The sequence below is a fragment of the Carboxylicivirga sp. genome (genome assembly GCF_982718395.1).
This window is the reverse complement of sequence record NZ_CEXQWX010000121.1, coordinates 1-18,228: the sequence shown is the minus strand read 5'-3', so window position 1 is coordinate 18,228 and position 18,228 is coordinate 1. Positions and strand designations below refer to the sequence as shown.

At 37.8% G+C, this 18,228-nt stretch carries 13 protein-coding genes; 5 read left to right on the top strand and 8 right to left on the bottom strand.

Features of this window, described 5'->3' with window-relative positions; all coding sequences use genetic code 11:
* The 8 genes from AC4MRQ_RS18540 to AC4MRQ_RS18505 form a co-directional block, all read right to left on the bottom strand.
* Positions 1–4,337 (bottom strand): SpvB/TcaC N-terminal domain-containing protein (locus AC4MRQ_RS18540; protein WP_491199200.1); only part of this gene is annotated, 4,337 nt, incomplete at its 3' end.
* A gap of 18 nt (positions 4,338–4,355) precedes the next feature.
* Positions 4,356–5,411, bottom strand: a complete 1,056-nt coding sequence (locus AC4MRQ_RS18535) for a T9SS type A sorting domain-containing protein (RefSeq protein WP_491199199.1) — start codon at positions 5,409–5,411, stop codon at positions 4,356–4,358.
* 1 nt (position 5,412) lies between these two features.
* Entirely contained in the window at positions 5,413–6,714 is a 1,302-nt protein-coding gene (locus AC4MRQ_RS18530) for a hypothetical protein (protein WP_491199198.1), read from the bottom strand.
* Positions 6,715–6,893: 179 nt separating this feature from the next.
* A complete protein-coding gene (locus AC4MRQ_RS18525) occupies positions 6,894–8,054 on the bottom strand; it encodes a hypothetical protein (protein ID WP_491199197.1) in 1,161 nt (386 codons plus the stop codon).
* 282 nt (positions 8,055–8,336) lie between these two features.
* Positions 8,337–9,743 (bottom strand): hypothetical protein, encoded by a 1,407-nt coding sequence (locus tag AC4MRQ_RS18520; RefSeq protein ID WP_491199196.1) that lies wholly within the window; start codon positions 9,741–9,743, stop codon positions 8,337–8,339.
* 316 nt (positions 9,744–10,059) lie between these two features.
* Positions 10,060–10,221 (bottom strand): hypothetical protein, encoded by a 162-nt coding sequence (locus AC4MRQ_RS18515; RefSeq protein WP_491199195.1) that lies wholly within the window; start codon positions 10,219–10,221, stop codon positions 10,060–10,062.
* Positions 10,222–10,436: 215 nt separating this feature from the next.
* Positions 10,437–11,081: a hypothetical protein gene (locus AC4MRQ_RS18510; protein WP_491199194.1), complete on the bottom strand. Its 645-nt coding sequence runs from the start codon at positions 11,079–11,081 to the stop codon at positions 10,437–10,439.
* Positions 11,082–11,099: 18 nt separating this feature from the next.
* Positions 11,100–11,735 carry a hypothetical protein gene (locus AC4MRQ_RS18505; RefSeq protein ID WP_491199193.1) on the bottom strand — a complete coding sequence of 212 codons (636 nt, stop codon included), beginning with the start codon at positions 11,733–11,735 and terminating at the stop codon, positions 11,100–11,102.
* A gap of 903 nt (positions 11,736–12,638) precedes the next feature.
* On the opposite strand from AC4MRQ_RS18505, the gene AC4MRQ_RS18500 reads away from it, so the two are divergent.
* From AC4MRQ_RS18500 to AC4MRQ_RS18480, 5 genes are all read left to right on the top strand, one after another.
* Positions 12,639–13,079: an FKBP-type peptidyl-prolyl cis-trans isomerase gene (locus AC4MRQ_RS18500; RefSeq protein WP_491199192.1), complete on the top strand. Its 441-nt coding sequence runs from the start codon at positions 12,639–12,641 to the stop codon at positions 13,077–13,079.
* A gap of 19 nt (positions 13,080–13,098) precedes the next feature.
* Positions 13,099–13,947, top strand: coding sequence for an FKBP-type peptidyl-prolyl cis-trans isomerase (locus AC4MRQ_RS18495; RefSeq protein WP_491199191.1), 849 nt, complete (start codon positions 13,099–13,101; stop codon positions 13,945–13,947).
* 522 nt (positions 13,948–14,469) lie between these two features.
* Positions 14,470–15,045 carry a class I SAM-dependent methyltransferase gene (locus AC4MRQ_RS18490; RefSeq protein ID WP_491199190.1) on the top strand — a complete coding sequence of 192 codons (576 nt, stop codon included), beginning with the start codon at positions 14,470–14,472 and terminating at the stop codon, positions 15,043–15,045.
* Positions 15,045–15,374: a TraR/DksA family transcriptional regulator gene (locus AC4MRQ_RS18485; protein ID WP_491199189.1), complete on the top strand. Its 330-nt coding sequence runs from the start codon at positions 15,045–15,047 to the stop codon at positions 15,372–15,374. Before AC4MRQ_RS18490 ends, AC4MRQ_RS18485 begins: the two co-directional genes overlap by 1 nt.
* Positions 15,375–16,028: 654 nt before the next feature.
* On the top strand, positions 16,029–18,228 hold a 2,200-nt coding region (locus AC4MRQ_RS18480), incomplete at its 3' end, for a carbohydrate-binding protein (RefSeq protein WP_491199188.1).

Sequence of the window (18,228 nt, the reverse complement as noted above, 5' to 3'; positions counted from 1 at the left end):
CCATAGTCTACTTTAAATGTTTTACCATCTATTGTCTCCGTTTTGGAACTAAGTAAAAAGGTATTTGCATCATAATCAAAATCCTGAACATGGATAATGCTTCCATTATCTGTTTTTGTTATTCTATCCAATAACAATTGATTGGTATATTCATGTTTCAATTTAAGATCACCTGTGGTTGTTTCATCCAATCTGCCATCACTTTTATACTTATATGTTGTCGCATTCCCTTTGTTATCATCATGAGACAATATTTGACCAAAAGGATTATACAATGTTTTTATAACACCTGTATTGGGATCATTTAATTTGGTTCGATTACCATATTTATCATACTCCATGGTTACCCCGTCAGGCCCTCCTAAAGATGCAACGGATTTGCTTACCAATCCACTATTATAATAATAATGCTCTACTGTGGAGCCATTAAAATCTGTTGTTCTTTTTACCTGACCTAAAAAATTAGACTCAGTAATTTTATCGCCTAATGGAGTTGTAATTGTTATTTTTTCGCCATTATACGCTGATACTCCATAAGCATAAGATGTTTCACGATTATTAACATCTGTTACAGTAGCAGTAGTACCATCAGCATTATAAGTATATGTTGTTTTTCTTGGACTACCGTCAAAGTATGGTTCTGAAATTGACTCAATCTGTCCTCGGTTATTATACACTTTAACAACCATCGAAGTTTGGTCGTTAACTGGAGAATCAACACGTATTTCTCTCCCTAATTTATCGTACCAAACCTTTGATGGTACTCCCTGATTGACCGATGATATTTGTGCAATAAAAAACTTAGCTCCAGCAGGCTCATCATCTAATACCCATTGTCTGGATGTCTTGGTCCAGTTACCTAAAGAGCTTGACTCTTCAATTACTCGTCCAAAGTTATCATACTTGTACGAAATAGTTTCAAGAGGACTGGTCTCAGATTTAATCAAGCCTTTATCGAAATAATAATCATAGCTGATCGTTACTCCGCTTTCAGCATTCGTTTTAATATCAACAAATCGATAATCGGTCGTATAAATATAGTCAGTAGTACGGTATGCTGTTTCAATTTCCTGGTCATCAGCGTCGCGTGCTATTGCCTTTATCTTTACCTTACGCGGATTTCCAACATTATCGTATTCAGAATAGGTCGTTTCTAAATCATCGTTTACAGTTTCCGTTTCCAGGTTACCATTTGAATAATATGTATAATCAGTTGATTCTATAACTTCAAGATTAACTGAATTGGTAACTGATTCAGGTTTGGTCTTTTTCCACCAGCCACTTGGCGGATATGATATCGATTTTGTTTCTCTATAATTGCCACATACTTTCTCAATGGTTTCAGGGTTACCATCGGTATTGTAATCTCTATATGAGGTATACCATTCATTGCCTAACTTCGAATCTGTTGCTATATCTTGCGTTTTCCTTAAAGTAAACCGCTTTGTTTCGCCAGATACATAGTCTAAAGCGTAAGAAAACTCATTAACATTCTGCGACTCATTTTCAATAAATGTTTCTGTTTGACTTGGTACAAGGGTATAAAAGTTATCTTTTGATTTAACTTCGAACTCCTTTACAATTTTACTATAATGAGTAGTACTTTCCGGTTCACATATCTGATTTTCGATATGTGCGAACCCTATAAACCCTTTACCATTAAAATGCATCAGTCCTTTACCATACTTATACTTAATAGTGTGCCCATCTGGCTTGACTACACTCGATGTAACTGGCATACTACCATTATAAACAGATAAATTAGCATCAGAACTGACATAGTAAGGATATAAACCCGCACCGTATATAGAGGTAGTAATAGTATATTTTCCACCATTACTTTGATATATATTTTGTACATATGGCTGTCTTATTCCATTATAGAATTTTTCCAAAAACCCGTTAGAACGAACATAAACACTTTTTATACCATCACCAGAAAAATCTGCATGAACTATTTCAGTAAAATCCTCAAGTACATTACGAGTATAGAGCATATTCTTTACATTCCAAAAACTCCCATCTTTTAACTGTTTATAAAATGATGTACCATAATAGCTTACCTTAACTATTATATTAAGAAGACGCGGTCCAGCATTAGTTTCAATAGCCACTGGAATAGTTTCAACTCCAGCAACACGATTATCTTCTCCTAATCGATTGCAAAACTCAGTCACTTTTGCGTCCATTCGCTGTGCTGCAGCATTGCCTTCTTCTAAAGTACCTGTCTCTCCTGGATTTAAAAACTGATCCCAAGCGAATGAAAATTCCTCTCTGTAGATTCCATTAACAACAATGTCTGCCAATTCATCCCCATTTAAATTTGCAGCATATATAAATTCATTTTCTCTTTCTCTGGGTTGTGTAACTGCACCATTTACATATTCATCAAAATCACCTATCCACTCTAAATCGGGCACTTCCATTCTAAACCACGGACCTGCCTTACTATCCATCAATTCAAAACCATTACAATAATAGATTTTGTTTTCTGGTTCAGTAATATATATATCACTTGTACCATCTGCATTAAAATCAGCAATTTGGATTTTATTGGTTGCTTTAGTTATAGTCTTTTTTAATACAAATACATCATTCTCCATTGAATAGATTTCTATTTTACCCGAATAATGGGCTAATAGATCTGATTTCCCATCAGCATTAAAATCTCCTACATAGAAATTTTTAAAACCTGATGATATGAGATTGATATTGGTATTGGTATAAACTTCTTCTGATAAACCATTTGAGATTATTTGTCCCAGATGTGCAGGACTATTATAATAACTGCATATCCTTAAAGTTTGCAATGATTTAATTCCTTTAAAATCACCAACTAAAACATGGGGAGAATGATGAGGAGAATTAGTTAAGTCAACAGAAAATTTTGAGCTGGAATCATCATTAAAATCCACGATTTTTATAACATGTACATAATAATCATCTTCACCCATACTGCTGCTAACAGTATAGAATCTTGATATAACAACTTCATCTACACAATCATTATCAATATCAGCAATCCGTTCAATCTTATAGTCACTATAATAAAGTGGTATTCTTTTTAATTCGTTCCAGGTTTTTGAGCTCTTTAGATATTCAGAAAAAACAGCATCTGTACCTTGAATTGTAACTAATTCATTTTGCCCGATACCTCTAAAATTACCCGTATGAATATCTTTAAAAGATGAACTTTCAACAGTTGTTACATCATCACTACTATTGTTATTCCAATAAAATCTTGCAGGCTTTATTTTTTCTCCGTTATTACTGATTTTCGTAACCGAAGATAACTTGTCATAACTATAACCAATTGAATAATGATACAGGTCTTGCTCACCGTACTTAATCCAGATCTTACTGAGTCGCTTACTTGGTGTTAGCTTTTTGCCGGCAATATATTTTGAAACAAGATTAACATCTGAATATTCAAATATTAATGAATACGCCCCATTTAATGAAGCAATGTCGTTACAAGTATACTTAACCTCCTGCAGCCAGGTTTCTCCATCTGACTTGTTGCCGTAAATATATCTGATATAATTACCATTGCGATCTTTAACCTTTGATAGGTACCAGGCATATGTTCCGGTATAACCTTGTAATTTCATTGATGAATTATCCAATAAACCATAAGTCATGATGGTTCCATCTTTTAACTCAACTGTAAATGACTCAGGTGCATCGCCAACCCGACCATTTGCAGTTATAACAGCATAATTCTCTACCTCCGTTGCATAGGTACTCCCGGCATCACCATAATCATCATTAGAAGTCAAAAGCAATCTTCTACCATCTAATGCAAAACGATCATCTTCATCAAATGATATCGGATGATGATCTTCGTCATAATAGGTGTTGTGCGCCACCCTCCGAATTGCAGATAGTCCATTTAAACCTGCTTTATAACCAACTAGTCCCATTGCTCCATGACTATTATAAACAATCGAAAAAGAAGGTTGTACTCCCTGAATTCCTGCAGGAATCTCAATTGGTATACTGTAATTGGCAGCACCACTTGATGAAACGTTCAGTTGGCCTGGTATATCTCCAACGACATAAGAACCACTGGATTCCTCGGTAGGTTCTCCATTTTCATCAATATAAGTTTCACTGGTGGGCAGAAACTCAAGTTCATTATTGATCAGTGCTCTAAACGTAGAGTTATTATCGGCTTTAAAATGAAAACCATCTGATAATTTAATTACATCTTTAGCCTGGTATTCTTTGGTCTCGTTAATTTCATTGTTCAGGTTGAAACTAAGAGCTATTTCCTGGGCAGCTATATTGCACAAGGCAGCTAAAAGTAAAACAACCGTGATATATAAATATTTCATATTTTCTTGATTTAGCAATTAGTGCTTTATTACTTTATAAACCTGTTTACTTCTTTTCCCTTCAATATTTAAAAGGTAGATTCCATCTTTACAATCTGAGATATTTAGCGAGTAAACACCAAAATTCGAAATGGTACCACTACGTAATAAATTACCAGATAAGTCCACCAATTTATATGTCAGTTTATCCTGACTATCTCCCCCTTTAATTGAAACATTAAGAAGTCCTTTCGTAGGATTAGGACTTACGTATACTTCGTAGGTAACTTGTGGAGTGTCAATTCCTTCATCTGCACTCCCACTTTTAAGTCCATTAACATTAAGTATTTGCTCTACGGTGATTTGTTTATCAGTGCGGCTTCCATTTTCATCATAAGTAAAACTTACTCTTGTTTTACTTATATAATTTGAGGATACATCTGTTAAGCTTAAATCATCAATAACAACGCGCTTATTATAAAAACATGATTCGCTGTTCTTACTGGCAACAATGGTATTATACTGGAATTTAATTCTAAACTTATCATTTAACTCCATACCATTTAATTGTGCTAATGCTGATATGTTTAACGTTACTTTATCCCAAAATTGGCTATTACTTTGATCATCAAAATTATGAACCTTTGCATATGTGGCTCCTTCATCGTCTGACAGGTACACCCCGTCAAATGATTTACTTTGAAAACTGGGATCGGTAACACACCCGTAACCAGAAGCTTCTTCATATGTTTCCATTGAATAAAATGTAAGCTCATAGACTTTATTAGCATTGAGATTAAGCCTTAAAACAGCATCTTTCACTTCTGCAATCCAATAATCCCCAAGAATTCCAGGAATACTTCCTGTTAAATTCAAGGCTGAGCTACCACTTCTTGAGCCATAAAAAGGTGACACGTAAGCTTTACCGTTTCCATCAGGATAGTCACAAGTCCAATATAACGACTCATTGAAACCTCCATCAAAATAGTTTTCAAATTGCTCAAAATCTGTGGTGTAATCAGCGCTTGCTCTCTCCTGTCCCATCGAGCAAAGAACATATAGCCATGTCACAGCTAACATTAATAGTTTCTTCATTTTATTTTTTATTTAGATTAGTTAATATTTTTTCCATTTGATTTAATCGTTCTTCAAGCGCCATACGCGCTTTAGCCTCCGCACTGCGAACTTCTTTCACCTCTTTTTCCAACTGAATAGAATAAAGCGTCAACTCCTCCACCTTCATTAACAACAGTTTATTCATCTCAGCCAAGTTAACACCCGCCTCTTCCATCTCTGCCGCAGAGGGTATTTCCGGCAAGTGCTTATTGGTTCTAATAAAAGCTTCTACTTCAGTGAGGTCTTTTAACTGGTAATTGTCTTCAAAGACAAAGTCGGTGGTATTGCCATTGGTGGTGTAGGTAATGTTGTTGGCGGCCAGTGTGCCATTTAGTTGCATATCGTTGATGCTTGCAAGAGTGACTTCTATTTCGTGGGCTTTGATATCGCCGTTGACATCGAGTTTGGCTGAGGGGGTTGTTGTACCGATGCCGACTCTTCCGCTTCTTTGAATTACAAATTGACTATTGTCCTTTGAAATATTATCGCCAAGCCCAAAGCCTATAAAATTATTATCGCCACTATAATCATCTCCGTGATACGTAATCCTTGCATGTGCGTCTGGGTCGTTAGAAATCTCACTAAATACAATTGAAGCTTTACCATCTCCCCCTGTCTGCAGGTCATTTGTTATTCTTAAATCACCGTTTTCAATATGTAATTTATTATATGGTGAAGTAGTGCCTATTCCAACCTTTCCATTTCCCTTAATATACATTCTCGAAACTGTACTATTATCTTCGTTGGAAGCCATAAAAGATATAGCAGAACCCCAATCTCCGTTATCCGCTAAAATGCTAATTCCTGCACTTCCTTTTCCTGATTGGAAATTACTCCAACTATTATTCTGATCATCATAGAGATTGGCTCCAATAAAAATACGATGTCGATCATCTGAAGTTTGTACAATACCTCCATAACCAGAAAATGGTAATCCTAATAATAAAGAAGAGTGCTGACCTTTTGATATATGAATACCATTATTACTAATACCACTAAATGGGTTATATACTCCAACACCTATATTCCCTTTATTCAAAATCATATCTCCGGTCCCTGTCTTCCACGAAGTAAACCAGTATCCATCATCAGGACTATAAAGTGCAAAGGCTTTATCTTGTGTTTCCGATGTCTTAGACATAAACCAATAACGGTTCTCCCCTGGTACTTCAAATTGGATCTGGTCCATGGAAGAAGTTAACTTGATCGAATTAAAAGTTGTCTGTCCCCAAACAGCCCCACATACTAATCCCATTAAAATTAAAGTCGTTAGTTTTTTCATTTTTTAGTTTTAGTGCACAGTGCTTTGTGCATCGTGCGTGTTATTATTGTTTTACCTTTTCAGCCCACACCCTTCACTTCCCTAAAGGGATGCCAGCGTACAAACCATTCCTACCAATTACTTCTTTCTAAAATTTGTGTTCATTCGCGTAATTCGTGGTCATCACCTTCCTCGACAAATCAACGATTCAACAACTCCTCAAGCAATGCCTCCATCCTTACCAAACGCTCATTCTGCTCCTCAACTTTCAACTCTAAACCCGAAACTTTCTCGTCTCTCTGCTCAATCTTCTTCTCCTGCTCAATACTATACAGTGTCAACTCCTCCACCTTCATTAACAACAGTTTATTCATCTCAGCCAAGTTAACACCAGACTCTTCCATCTCTGCAGCCGAGGGTATTTCGGGTAAATGTTTATTGGATTTAATAAAGGCTTCTACTTCGGTAAGGTCCTTTAATTGGTAGTTGTCTTCGAAAACAAAGTCGGCGGTATTGCCATTGGCCGTGTAGGTAATGTTATTGGCGGCAAGGGTGCCATTAAGTTGCATATCATCAATGCTGGCAAGGGTTACTTCTATTTCATGGGCTTTGATGTTGCCATTCACATCGAGATCTCGACAATTCCAGTCATTTGCACTTGTATTAGAATTTCCTGAATGCCAAATCTCATTGGTACTCCCCCAAAAAGAAGCGGCTTTTGCTCTAAAAAAGAGCTTATCATTCTCATAATTGTTTCCAATTTGTATAGCATAGTTAATAGATGGATGCTGAATGTGAGTAAAGTACCTTAAAGGAGCTGAATTAGTCCGATAATACCCAGATTGAGTAATATTATCTGGATGAGTATTAATATCTCTTGTTACAATACCATTTAAGAAATTCGCTGTTCCTGATACTTTAATATTTCCAACAACTTCTAATTTTTCATTGGGAGAAATCGTTCCAATTCCAATCTTCCCGAGATAATTCAATGTTAAACCATCTTTCCAGCCATTATTATAATATTGCATTTGCAGGCTTATTCCGTTAGCCCAAGTATATGAAGATTGACCTCCTATTCTATAGCCATATGATGTTGTTTCCCTCCCCATTGTAATCCAACTACCTCTTTCATATGAATTCGAGTTATAAGGCACCGTCATATCAAGAATATTTATTGAATTGACATTGGGTGATGTTGATGAAAATTTGATTTTAGAGTTATCCCCTCTTATATCTAATAATTCAGATGCAGGATTTATACCAATACCCACATTTCCAGATGTTGGAAGAGAATTAGTTTGCCCCCAAACGGCCCCACATACCACTACCATTAAAATTACAATCGTTATTTTCTTCATTGTTTTTCTTGTTATTGCACAGTGCTTTGTGCATCGTGCATGTTTGTTATTATTTAGTTTGTATTGTTTTCATATTCCGGCCCGCACCCTTCACTTCCCTAAAGGGAGGCCGAGCTGCAATCATTTTTTTAAAAAGTATTACTCTGCAAGCGATTGTATTGTCCACAGATTTGCACTGATTCGTTTTTCACCGATAAACCCTGAATGGCACCGTCATTATTTAATTCGTGTCAAATCGCGCAATTCGTGGTTTAATTTTTTGAGCTGTCAATCAAAGTCCCTTTAGGGATTTAAGGTTAACTCCTCCATCAAAGCCTCCAGTTTAACTAGTCGCTCTTCCAACTCCGTCACCCGTCTTCCATCCTCCACCACCTTTTCCATCTCACCTCTTATTGCTCTCCTCTCATCACTCAACTCCTCAACCTTAAACTCTAAACTCTTAACCTTCTCGTTATTCTCCTCTGTCTCCTGTCTTCGGTCTTCCGTCAACTTTTCAATCTTCTTCTCCTGCTCAATAGAATAAAGCGTCAACTCCTCCACCTTCATCAGCAACAACTTATTCATCTCCGCCAGGTTAACACCAGACTCTTCCATCTCAGCAGCCGAGGGTATTTCCGGTAAGTGTTTATTGGCTTTAATAAAAGCGTCTACTTCACTAAGGTCTTTTAATTGATAATTGTCTTCGAAAACAAAGTCGGCGGTATTGCCATTGGCGGTGTAGGTAATATTATTGGCAGCAAGGGTGCCGTTAAGTTGCATATCATCAATGCTGGCAAGGGTTACTTCTATTTCGTGGGCTTTGATATTACCGGCTACGTCGAGTTTGGCTTTTGGATTATCTGTCCCGATACCAACTCGTCCTCCACTATTTATTAGAATGAAAGCATCTGTATTCGCTTTCATACCAGCAGCATGTAGGCTTGTGTAATCCATATTATATTTCCAACCATTTTTGATAATAGTATGTGTTCTTGACGGAGTATTCCCACCTCCAAAAAATGGTGTTATTTGTATTTCTGAATCTCGTTTAAATATTAAATTACCGTTTGCTTTGATATCGCCGGCGACATCGAGTTTGGCATCAGCTGATGGTTTGCCTATTGCGACATTCCCTAAGTAGTCAATTATCATTCTGGTATGCCCCTGCTTGTACGTTCTTCCTGTTTGAAATATAATGGAGGGAGAAGTATTATTTGAATTTACTGCCGCGCTTAAAATCAAATCGCTATTGCTTTCTAGTAACCCTGCATTACGTTGATCTTCTACAATATACTGATCATTTGTACCAAGCAAATACATAAGTAAGCTATTGGAATTATTTAAAAGAGATAATCCAATATCACTTTGGCTTGAACCTTCAATCGATAGTTTCTTATTAGGTGTGATTGTACCAATACCAACATTTCCTCCATCTTTTATAAACAATCGATTTGCTTTATGCGTTTCTGCAAAAGCTAATCCTCCTTGGTCATATGAAAAATGATAATTGCTAAGATAAAGTCGTTGTCCAAAGAAGTATCCTGACACCCTTGCACTGCCAAATACATCCAATTTATATTCAGGACTGCCATTATCTATTCCAACATTGCCATCTTTATAATAAATTGGACTATTCTCTACTTGTCCTTCCTGCCCACAAACAACCCCACAAACCATTCCCATTAAAATTAAAGTCGTTAGTTTTTTCATTTTTTAGTTTTTAGTGCACTGTGCCTGGTGAACAGTGCATGTTATTTGCATTTATTAATTTTCTTTTCTCCGTTTCCTTCGCGCAACCCTGGCCTCCCGAAGAATCGGGACAAGCTCTAAAAGGATATCAGCACACGATTCTTCTTTTATCAATTATCACCTTCGTTATTTCTTCTATAAACATGAATTGCACAGCAATTCCCAATTCTAAAAATTCGTGTCATTTGTGGTCAATCACTCCAAGCTGTAAATCAGTCCCTTTTAGGGGTTAGGGGTCTCAAGCCACCAATCAGTTCCCGGACTTCGGACTTCGGACTTACTTCACCAACTCCTCCGTCACCCGTCTTCCGTCCTCCACCATCTTTTCCATCTCACCTCTTATCGCTCTTCTCTCATCACCTAACTCTTCAACTTCAAACTCGAAACTCGAAACTTTTGACTCCATCACGCCTCTCATCTCTCTACTCTCATCTCTCAAACACAACCTTCTCCCCCCACCTTCAAACTTTGGGCTATAAGCCTAGGATTTCTGTTAAACCCTAAACCCAGAACCCAAAACCTTTTCTTTGTTAGGCATAGTGTCTCGCTACGTCTCTCATCGCTCAATTCTCATCTCTTAACTCCTCCGTCTTTGGTCTTCCGTCCTCCGTCAACTCTCCCCTCATCACTCACCACTCATCTCTATTCTCTCACCTACCTATCCACTATCACTCTCGCAGCTTTATACTGGTTATACAGCTCCGGCTTACTGATCGCCGCCACATCCATCAGCACATCCAGCTTTTCTTTTAGCAAGTCGTCGGCTTCGTCCATGCGGGCTTCCAGTTGTTCGCCGGCATCACGACGTGTTACTATGGCACTGCGCACCGCTGTTTGCTTGCTGTTAAAATCCTCATAGGACTGCTTCAATGCATCCACCCACTCAATACTTAAACCATAGGGTTCGGCAGCCACCTGGTTAGCCTCGGCCAGTTGCACCACGCGTTGCGAACGACTTAGCAAAGCCTGCTCTGCCATGCGCGTCAGGTCTGAGGCGGCCATATCCAGCTCATCGGCATTGATGCCATTGTCCGAAAATGTGGCATAGGCCTTCAGCATGTGCAGCGTACCCACTACCTTACGTTCCAGTGTCTCACGTGCTGTGTTTTTCTGTTCCGAGGTTGCACTGATTCCATTGGTTTTAGTCACATCCAGGTCGGCCACAGCTACCAATACGGCTGCAAACTCATCTACTGAATCAGCCAGTCCAGGCAAAAAACTCAGGCCCTCGCGATTACTGTTTAACCAGTCGCGTACCACTTTGTACATGTTAAAACGGTTGTTTAATCGTTTGTCCATCATTAAAAATTTTAAAGATTAATAAATAGGTATAAAGGGCATTGTTGCCAATGCATATTGTTTGATACTGAATATCTGAAGCCTTTGTGAAGTGGGTTGAAAACATCCAATGTTTAATGATTTACTTCGGAAGTGCTCCGAAACAACTCGACCTGTCATTGAGGCAGTGCGACCTGTCATTGAGGCAGTGTAACATGTCATTGAGGCAGTGTAACATGTCATTGAGGCAGTGTAGCATACTATTGAAGCAATGTAATCTGACATTGAGGCAGGTCGGAAGTGCTTTGTAAGACCTCCGGGATACATTGTAAGACCGTCGGAAGCCATTGTAAGCACTGCAGAAGCCTTTGCAGGCATTTTTTCATAACTCTCAGCAATTGAGCACTCCATTTTTCCGCCAATAAAGCGATACCAGCCGGTGCTTAACGGCAGCGAATAACCAGGTATCTGATTACAGCGATTGAATAAAACATTTGTGTTTTTGTTACCGATAATTTCTGCAATGAAGCACCTCAAACACTCTACCTTGTTATTTAATGAGATACAGCCTGTTAAACAGGCGTTTTTGCATAGCTTCAAGTGTACTATTAACGTGCTAAACAGTATAAGTTTGTTGCCGGCAGCACCTAAGCTGTTACGTTTCGTGCCAGCCATAGTACCGGATGTTACACAGGAATTCCTTTCTATGATAAAAGGTCCTGTTAATGGTTTGAGGTTGTGTGAGGTTACAAACATTAAAAGGTTAAGTCGAAATCGTTTACAAGTTAATTGCAGTTTTCCGAATTAGTAACACTTTTTTTAGAAAAAACTTTCATGATATTTTTCTTATATTCAGTTATAACCATGATAATCAACGTCATATAATAGCACACTTTTTTCACCTTGATCGTTTCATGACATATGTTATGTTAACATTGAGTCAGGTTCAATGCATGGTGCGTGAGAGAATAGATAGTTTTGATTTCTGTTATCTCTTTGTTCTTACATACCTTCTGCTATCCACCCTGCTCAACCCAGAACCCTTAACTTGGAAACTCTCTGCTCCCCTTTCTTTATGTAACGTAGTTACAGCACTCTACAAACCAATAACTTGATCCCCAGACCTTCGATCTGTGCTATTATGTTATTGCCCTTCAGGCAAGGGTGACGTCCAAACCCAAAGTCATTCCTCCATTTCTTCTTTTAAACACCGGCTTAGCGGGTGATCCGCTTAGCCGGTATACAGCTGCCTCTTCCTTCTTTATAACACATAGCGCCCTCAAGCCTCGGTCCTCTATCAACAACTTCCAACTCTAAACCCAGAACTCTAGTCTCTCTATTCATTTCTCCCTTCACACCACTGACTTCTCCTTCGACCTCTCGTCTTCCCTCAACTCTTAAACCTTAAACTCTAAACCCTAAATCCCATTTGTTCCTTTCTAATTAAAGTCTATTTTTGCACCTACCTATCTCAATTGTCAATCATCAAAACATTTTTTGTTGCAATAAGCAACCATTCAGTTTTAAATGTATCTAGTTAAACGAATCGCCACGTTTGGCGATCAAAAAAGGAAAGAAATGAAGAATGTAATTCTACTTGCCCTGACTTTAATCGTACTCGCATCGTGTAGTAAAGATGAAGTGGATTATGCTGCTATCGACGAACAAAAGATTCAGGACTACCTGGGAGAAAATAATCTGAATGCCACAAGACACGCTTCCGGTTTATATTATAATGTTACAGTACAGGGAAGTGGTCATACCGTTCCTCCGGGTGCAGTTGTAACTGTGCGTTATACTGGCAAATTATTAACAGGTGAGGTTTTTGACGAAGGCAGATTGGATAATTATCCTTTAAATAATCTTATAAAAGCCTGGCAAATAGGGATTCCTTTATTGAAAAAGGGAAGTGAAGCTATATTTTATTGCCCTTCGGATCTGTGTTACGGAAGTTCCGGCACTTCTGGAATCCCTCCGCATTCAGTTCTAATTTTCAATATAAAAGTGATAGATTTTTAATAATACATAAATTGAGTTTATGAAGAAACTTGCACTATTAACCCTGCTCTTGCCTTTGCTGGCAGGTTGTATGAAGGACGATTTTGTGGATTACACTATTGTTGATGAAGAGATTATCAGTGAATACCTGACAGAAAATAATATCCAGGCTGAGCGAGACCCTTCAGGTTTATACTATAAAATAATTAACGAAGGTACCGGTGCTCCAATTGGTGATGATGTAACCCAAGACGATAAAGTGACTTTCTCATTTAAAGGTTACCTAACCAATGGTAGTGTTTTTGCGGATACAGAAGGGGAGAATATTACACAATATCTGTCGCAAATTCTTTTGGGTTTTAGAATTGGACTGCCTAAAATAAACCGTGAAGGCGAAATTCATTTGTATGTACCTTCTGGATTGGCTTATGGCAGTAGCGGTAACTCTGGTGTTCCTGCTAATTCAGTAGTGATTTTCGAAGTAAAAGTTGATCGCGATCAGGCAGATATCGATGAAGATGTACTGGCTGCCTACCTTGAGGAAAACAGTATTGTGGCCGAAAGTGACGAATCCGGATTATATTACCAGATACATGAAGAGGGCGAGGGCGATAATGTATCAGAGTATTCTTCTATCGATGCAACATACGAAGGAACCTTACTGGATGGCACCATGTTTGACGAAGGAACGGTTTCTAACTTCCTGTTATCAGGAGCGATTGAGGCATGGCGCATTGGTATTCCCAAGCTGAAAAAAGGTGGTAGCGCTACTTTTTACTGCCCTTCACAACTGGCTTATGGACACATTCCACAGGTTGATAATGATGGCGAAGTTAAAATTCCGGCCAACAGCATATTAGTTTTCAACGTTACCATTGTTGATTTTTAAGCTAAGTATTTTATTATCGGTAGAAACTTTAGAACTACCGCGCTTTATTCGTCGTCCGACTATGCAATAACAAATTAATTTAGTCGGGCGACAAGTATCGCAAAAGAATCAAGCCCCGTTTCAGATCGAATCGGGGCTTTTTCTATTAACCTCAGTTCGATTTAAATTTTGAGATCCATATTGCAATAAAGATCTGATTTACAAGATGTAATTTTAGAGAAATAGATAACTATTGCGATAAAATTTAACGCCGTAAATCGGTTTTTTAAGCAAAGCTTGTGCAACACCACTTATAAACAGCAATTTTCTGCGTCTAAATGATTCAAAATAGCCCACTATTCTTTCATAATTTACACTTGAACCTTACTATTTATATGCGTTCTGAATCCAAAATTTTATGTCGAACTAAGGTTATTAATTTACACCTTTTCCAGGCTTAGAAACTCGGGTAAATATTATTTCATTGCCGGAAATCCTTCGCTTCATGAGTGATTTTCGTAATTTGCAACAAAATCAATTGATATGAGCGAATCATTTTTTGAGAAGGAAGACAATGTCAGGCAATATCTTGAGATGACGGCTGACTATGATGGTCAATGGTTCTTCGAGCAGTTTAAAAAACATATCCCCTGCCATTACAAAGCTCTGGAACTTGGGATGGGGCCGGGCAAAGACCTGGATAATATACGCCAGCTATACGATGTGGTGGGCTCTGATTATTCTTTTGTTTTCGCCGAAATGTATAAACGCAATCACCCCGAAGTGAAAGTAATGGTGTTAGATGCCATCACCATTAAAACCAAACAAACCTTTGATTGCATATACTCTAATAAAGTATTGCACCATTTACCTAAAAATGATCTGGGACAGTCAATTCAACGCCAGTATGAGATATTAAATGATAAAGGCATTGTTTTTCACACCTTCTGGAAAGGAACCGGCCAAGAGAATTACGAGGGCATGCTATTCAACTATTACGAAATTGAAGACATTGAGCAAAGCTTTGAAAAGCAATACAACATCCTTTGTATAGAAACCTATGAGGAGTTTAAGGATAATGATTCTATTTTAGTTGTCGCTCAAAAGAAAAGTACATAATGAACATCGACAAACAAGAAATAAAAGCTCTGATAAACAAACAGATTGCCACTGTTGAACGAAAAGTAAAATCCTTAAAAGAACTAACCCGGGCTATTGCTCCTGACGATGCTATCGGAAGAGTTAGCCGTATGGATGCTATCAACAATAAAAGTGTTAACGAGGCTGCACTTCGACAATCAGAAGCAAAACTTAAAAGCCTTAATGAAGCATTGGAACGAATTAACGAACCTGATTTTGGAATATGTATCAAGTGCAAAGCTGCCATACCAACCGGCCGCCTTGTTCTGATGCCCGAAAGTCGCAAGTGTATGCGCTGTGCACGTTAGTTACATTTAATTCATATTACAGGCTTACGGATCGCATCTTTATTTGCAATATGGGTATAAAGATGCGATCCAGAAGTGTTTTTGAATTCCAACAGAACTTCCTAAGCATCTGTAAGATGCTAAGGAAGTATTACGGATCATATCTTTATACCCAACATTCTTCGCCTATAATCTCAAACACTTACTAATCAATCCTGAGTCTTGATTCTTGCGTCCTTTATCTCATGTCTTGCATCTAATTCTACTTAAACTTCGCTACAAATCTCTTATTACTCCATAATAAATAAAAAAACAAGCCTCTAACAATCAGCATTTATCTACACGCAACCCTTATCAATATATTATTTAACAACTTGTTGTGGTAATATTGAGGTGATACTTAATTAACTTTTTTTAAGATTTATTTTTAATCATAACACCTACCCCAAATTCTTTCACCTATGTGAAAAATTGACATAATTTTCTAAAGCACCCCCTCAAGACAAAAATATCTCTACCGAATTATTACATTCTACAGTCACGCACCCCATAAACCAACTGCATCATTCTGTTACAAAATTACTTGTATAGTTTTTATAAAGGTTAGTTATATCCTCACTATCATTAAATAATCATTTATTACAATCAACATTATTAATCCTTAAATTAAGTTATATGAGAAATTATCTACTTTTATGGAAAACCTATGCCTTAGTATTATTACTTGGGTTTTCATTTTCATCAGGCATTTTTTGCCAAACTCCCGATCCTACTATAACTAAGTTATTTGAAGACACTTATCATCTTTGGGATCTTATGCGAAACGACAAAGGTATTTATCGTGACTCAAAAATTGTTGATGGAGGTAACGACTTTCACCCTGCTTCTGTAGCTAACGTTGGTGTTGGTTTAGTTAGTTTATGTATTGGTGATGCCATGGGCTGGGAAACCAATGCCGCTGATAAGGCTCTTGTTACTTTAAATAGTATGACCGGGCATACACCCGGATTTACCCCTGAAAGGTCAGCCAATGGTTTTTTCAGACATTTTATTAACATGGATACCGGTGTACAGGAATGGAATTCTGAATTCAGTACCATTGATACTGACATATTAATGATAGGGGCTATTTTTGCCAAAAACTATTTCTATGGCAATACAGATATTGCCGCACGTGTTGACGAGTTATGGAACTCAATTGATTTTGTTGATGCTATTGCTGATGCAAGTGCCGGAAATATTTATTTAACCATTAATCAGGATGGTTCTGGCTCAGGAATAACCAAAGTTTACAACGAGTACATGTTAGTTGCCTGGTTAGCTTTAAACGACACTAAAAACAGCACAACGCAAGCTGAAACTTTATGGAATACCTGGTACGGGAATCCTTCAAATCTTCCCAAAAGCACTTATGATGGACACCAGGTACCGACTGATGACCATAATGAATCAAGATTTTTATCGGCTTTCACGCATCAATTTAATTACTACTATATCAATTATTTCCAAAATTCAAGCGAATACATGCAATTGTACACCAATTCAAAAAATGCTGAATTATCTTACTGGTCAAATAAAGGGGCTTCCTACGAATGGGGTAATGGAGCAGGTATAGATGTTGACGGTTACAAAGCCAATAAAATAAATAACAACACGTATGAAACTGTTTCTCCTCATATAATTGGAGGTTACATTCCAATCGAACCTAATTCAAAAAGTCATTTACTTTCTTTATTAAGCAATAATAAAGGAGTTTATACTTTACCGGACGATGCCACTAAAAAAACTTTATGGAGATTTAGTTTAACTAATCCAAGCTGGATTGGTAATAGCATCCAGGGGATTGATCAGTCAACATTATTATATGGTTTAGCTACTTTACCTGAGTATTTAGGAGTAGACTTTTTTAAAACTTATAATGACTTGAATTATAGTGGCGGATCAAATCCGAATGCTCCTGTAGCTGATTTCTCTGCAAGTGCAACCACTGTAACTGAAGGCGATGCTGTTACATTTACTGACCTATCTACCAATACACCAACTTCATGGTCGTGGAGTTTTGCAGGTGGCACGCCAGGTACTTCTACAGCTCAAAATCCATCTATTACCTATAATACTGCCGGAACTTATGAAGTATCGTTAACCGCAACCAATGGTGATGGTTCTGATACGGAAACTAAAACCGGGTACATTACAGTTAACCAAGCATCTTCTTGCCCAACCTATGCTATTGCAGGAACTATCCAGGCTGAAGATTACTGTGATATGTTCGGTGTACAAGGTAACCCGGTTGGTTGGATTGACGCCGGTGACTGGATGGAATATGAAGTTAATGTAGCAGAGGCCGGAGAGTATACTGTTGACGTTATGTTGGCCAGTCCTGATGGTAATGATATCATGGATATTCAAATGGATGGTCAGTCAGTTGGTACATTAAATGTTGCTGCTACAGGCTCATGGAGTACTTATCAGATTCAATCCACAACCGTTACTTTAGCAGCAGGCGCACAAACTTTAAAAATTTATGCAACAACCGGAGGATATAACTTAGACTATTACACCTTTACACTAAATACAGGTGGAGGTACCGAAACATGGAATGAACTTAGTTATGAAGATTTTGAAGGTGGCTGGGGGCAATACACCGATGGTGGAGGTGATGCTTCACTATACACAGGAGGCACCTATGCACATCAAGGTTCTAACGCTGCTGATATTCAAGATAACAGTGGTACAGCTTCTTCATTCACATTAACAAATGGATTAGATGTTTCAGGATATGAGCAAGTAAAAGTAGAGTTCTGGTACAGAGCGGAAAGTATGGATAACAGTAACGAAAACTTTATTGTTGAGTTTTATGATGGTTCTTCATGGA

What these genes read in the sequence shown, in the direction of transcription:
- AC4MRQ_RS18530 (WP_491199198.1), bottom strand. Translation starts at nt 6,714, where the DNA reads ATGAAAAAACTAACGACTTTAATTTTAATGGGATTAGTATGTGGGGCT.
- AC4MRQ_RS18485 (WP_491199189.1), top strand. Translation starts at nt 15,045, where the DNA reads ATGAACATCGACAAACAAGAAATAAAAGCTCTGATAAACAAACAGATT.
- AC4MRQ_RS18500 (WP_491199192.1), top strand. Translation starts at nt 12,639, where the DNA reads ATGAAGAATGTAATTCTACTTGCCCTGACTTTAATCGTACTCGCATCG.
- AC4MRQ_RS18505 (WP_491199193.1), bottom strand. Translation starts at nt 11,735, where the DNA reads ATGGCTGGCACGAAACGTAACAGCTTAGGTGCTGCCGGCAACAAACTT.
- AC4MRQ_RS18525 (WP_491199197.1), bottom strand. Translation starts at nt 8,054, where the DNA reads ATGAAGAAAATAACGATTGTAATTTTAATGGTAGTGGTATGTGGGGCC.
- AC4MRQ_RS18510 (WP_491199194.1), bottom strand. Translation starts at nt 11,081, where the DNA reads ATGGACAAACGATTAAACAACCGTTTTAACATGTACAAAGTGGTACGC.
- AC4MRQ_RS18490 (WP_491199190.1), top strand. Translation starts at nt 14,470, where the DNA reads ATGAGCGAATCATTTTTTGAGAAGGAAGACAATGTCAGGCAATATCTT.
- AC4MRQ_RS18520 (WP_491199196.1), bottom strand. Translation starts at nt 9,743, where the DNA reads ATGAAAAAACTAACGACTTTAATTTTAATGGGAATGGTTTGTGGGGTT.
- AC4MRQ_RS18535 (WP_491199199.1), bottom strand. Translation starts at nt 5,411, where the DNA reads ATGAAGAAACTATTAATGTTAGCTGTGACATGGCTATATGTTCTTTGC.
- AC4MRQ_RS18495 (WP_491199191.1), top strand. Translation starts at nt 13,099, where the DNA reads ATGAAGAAACTTGCACTATTAACCCTGCTCTTGCCTTTGCTGGCAGGT.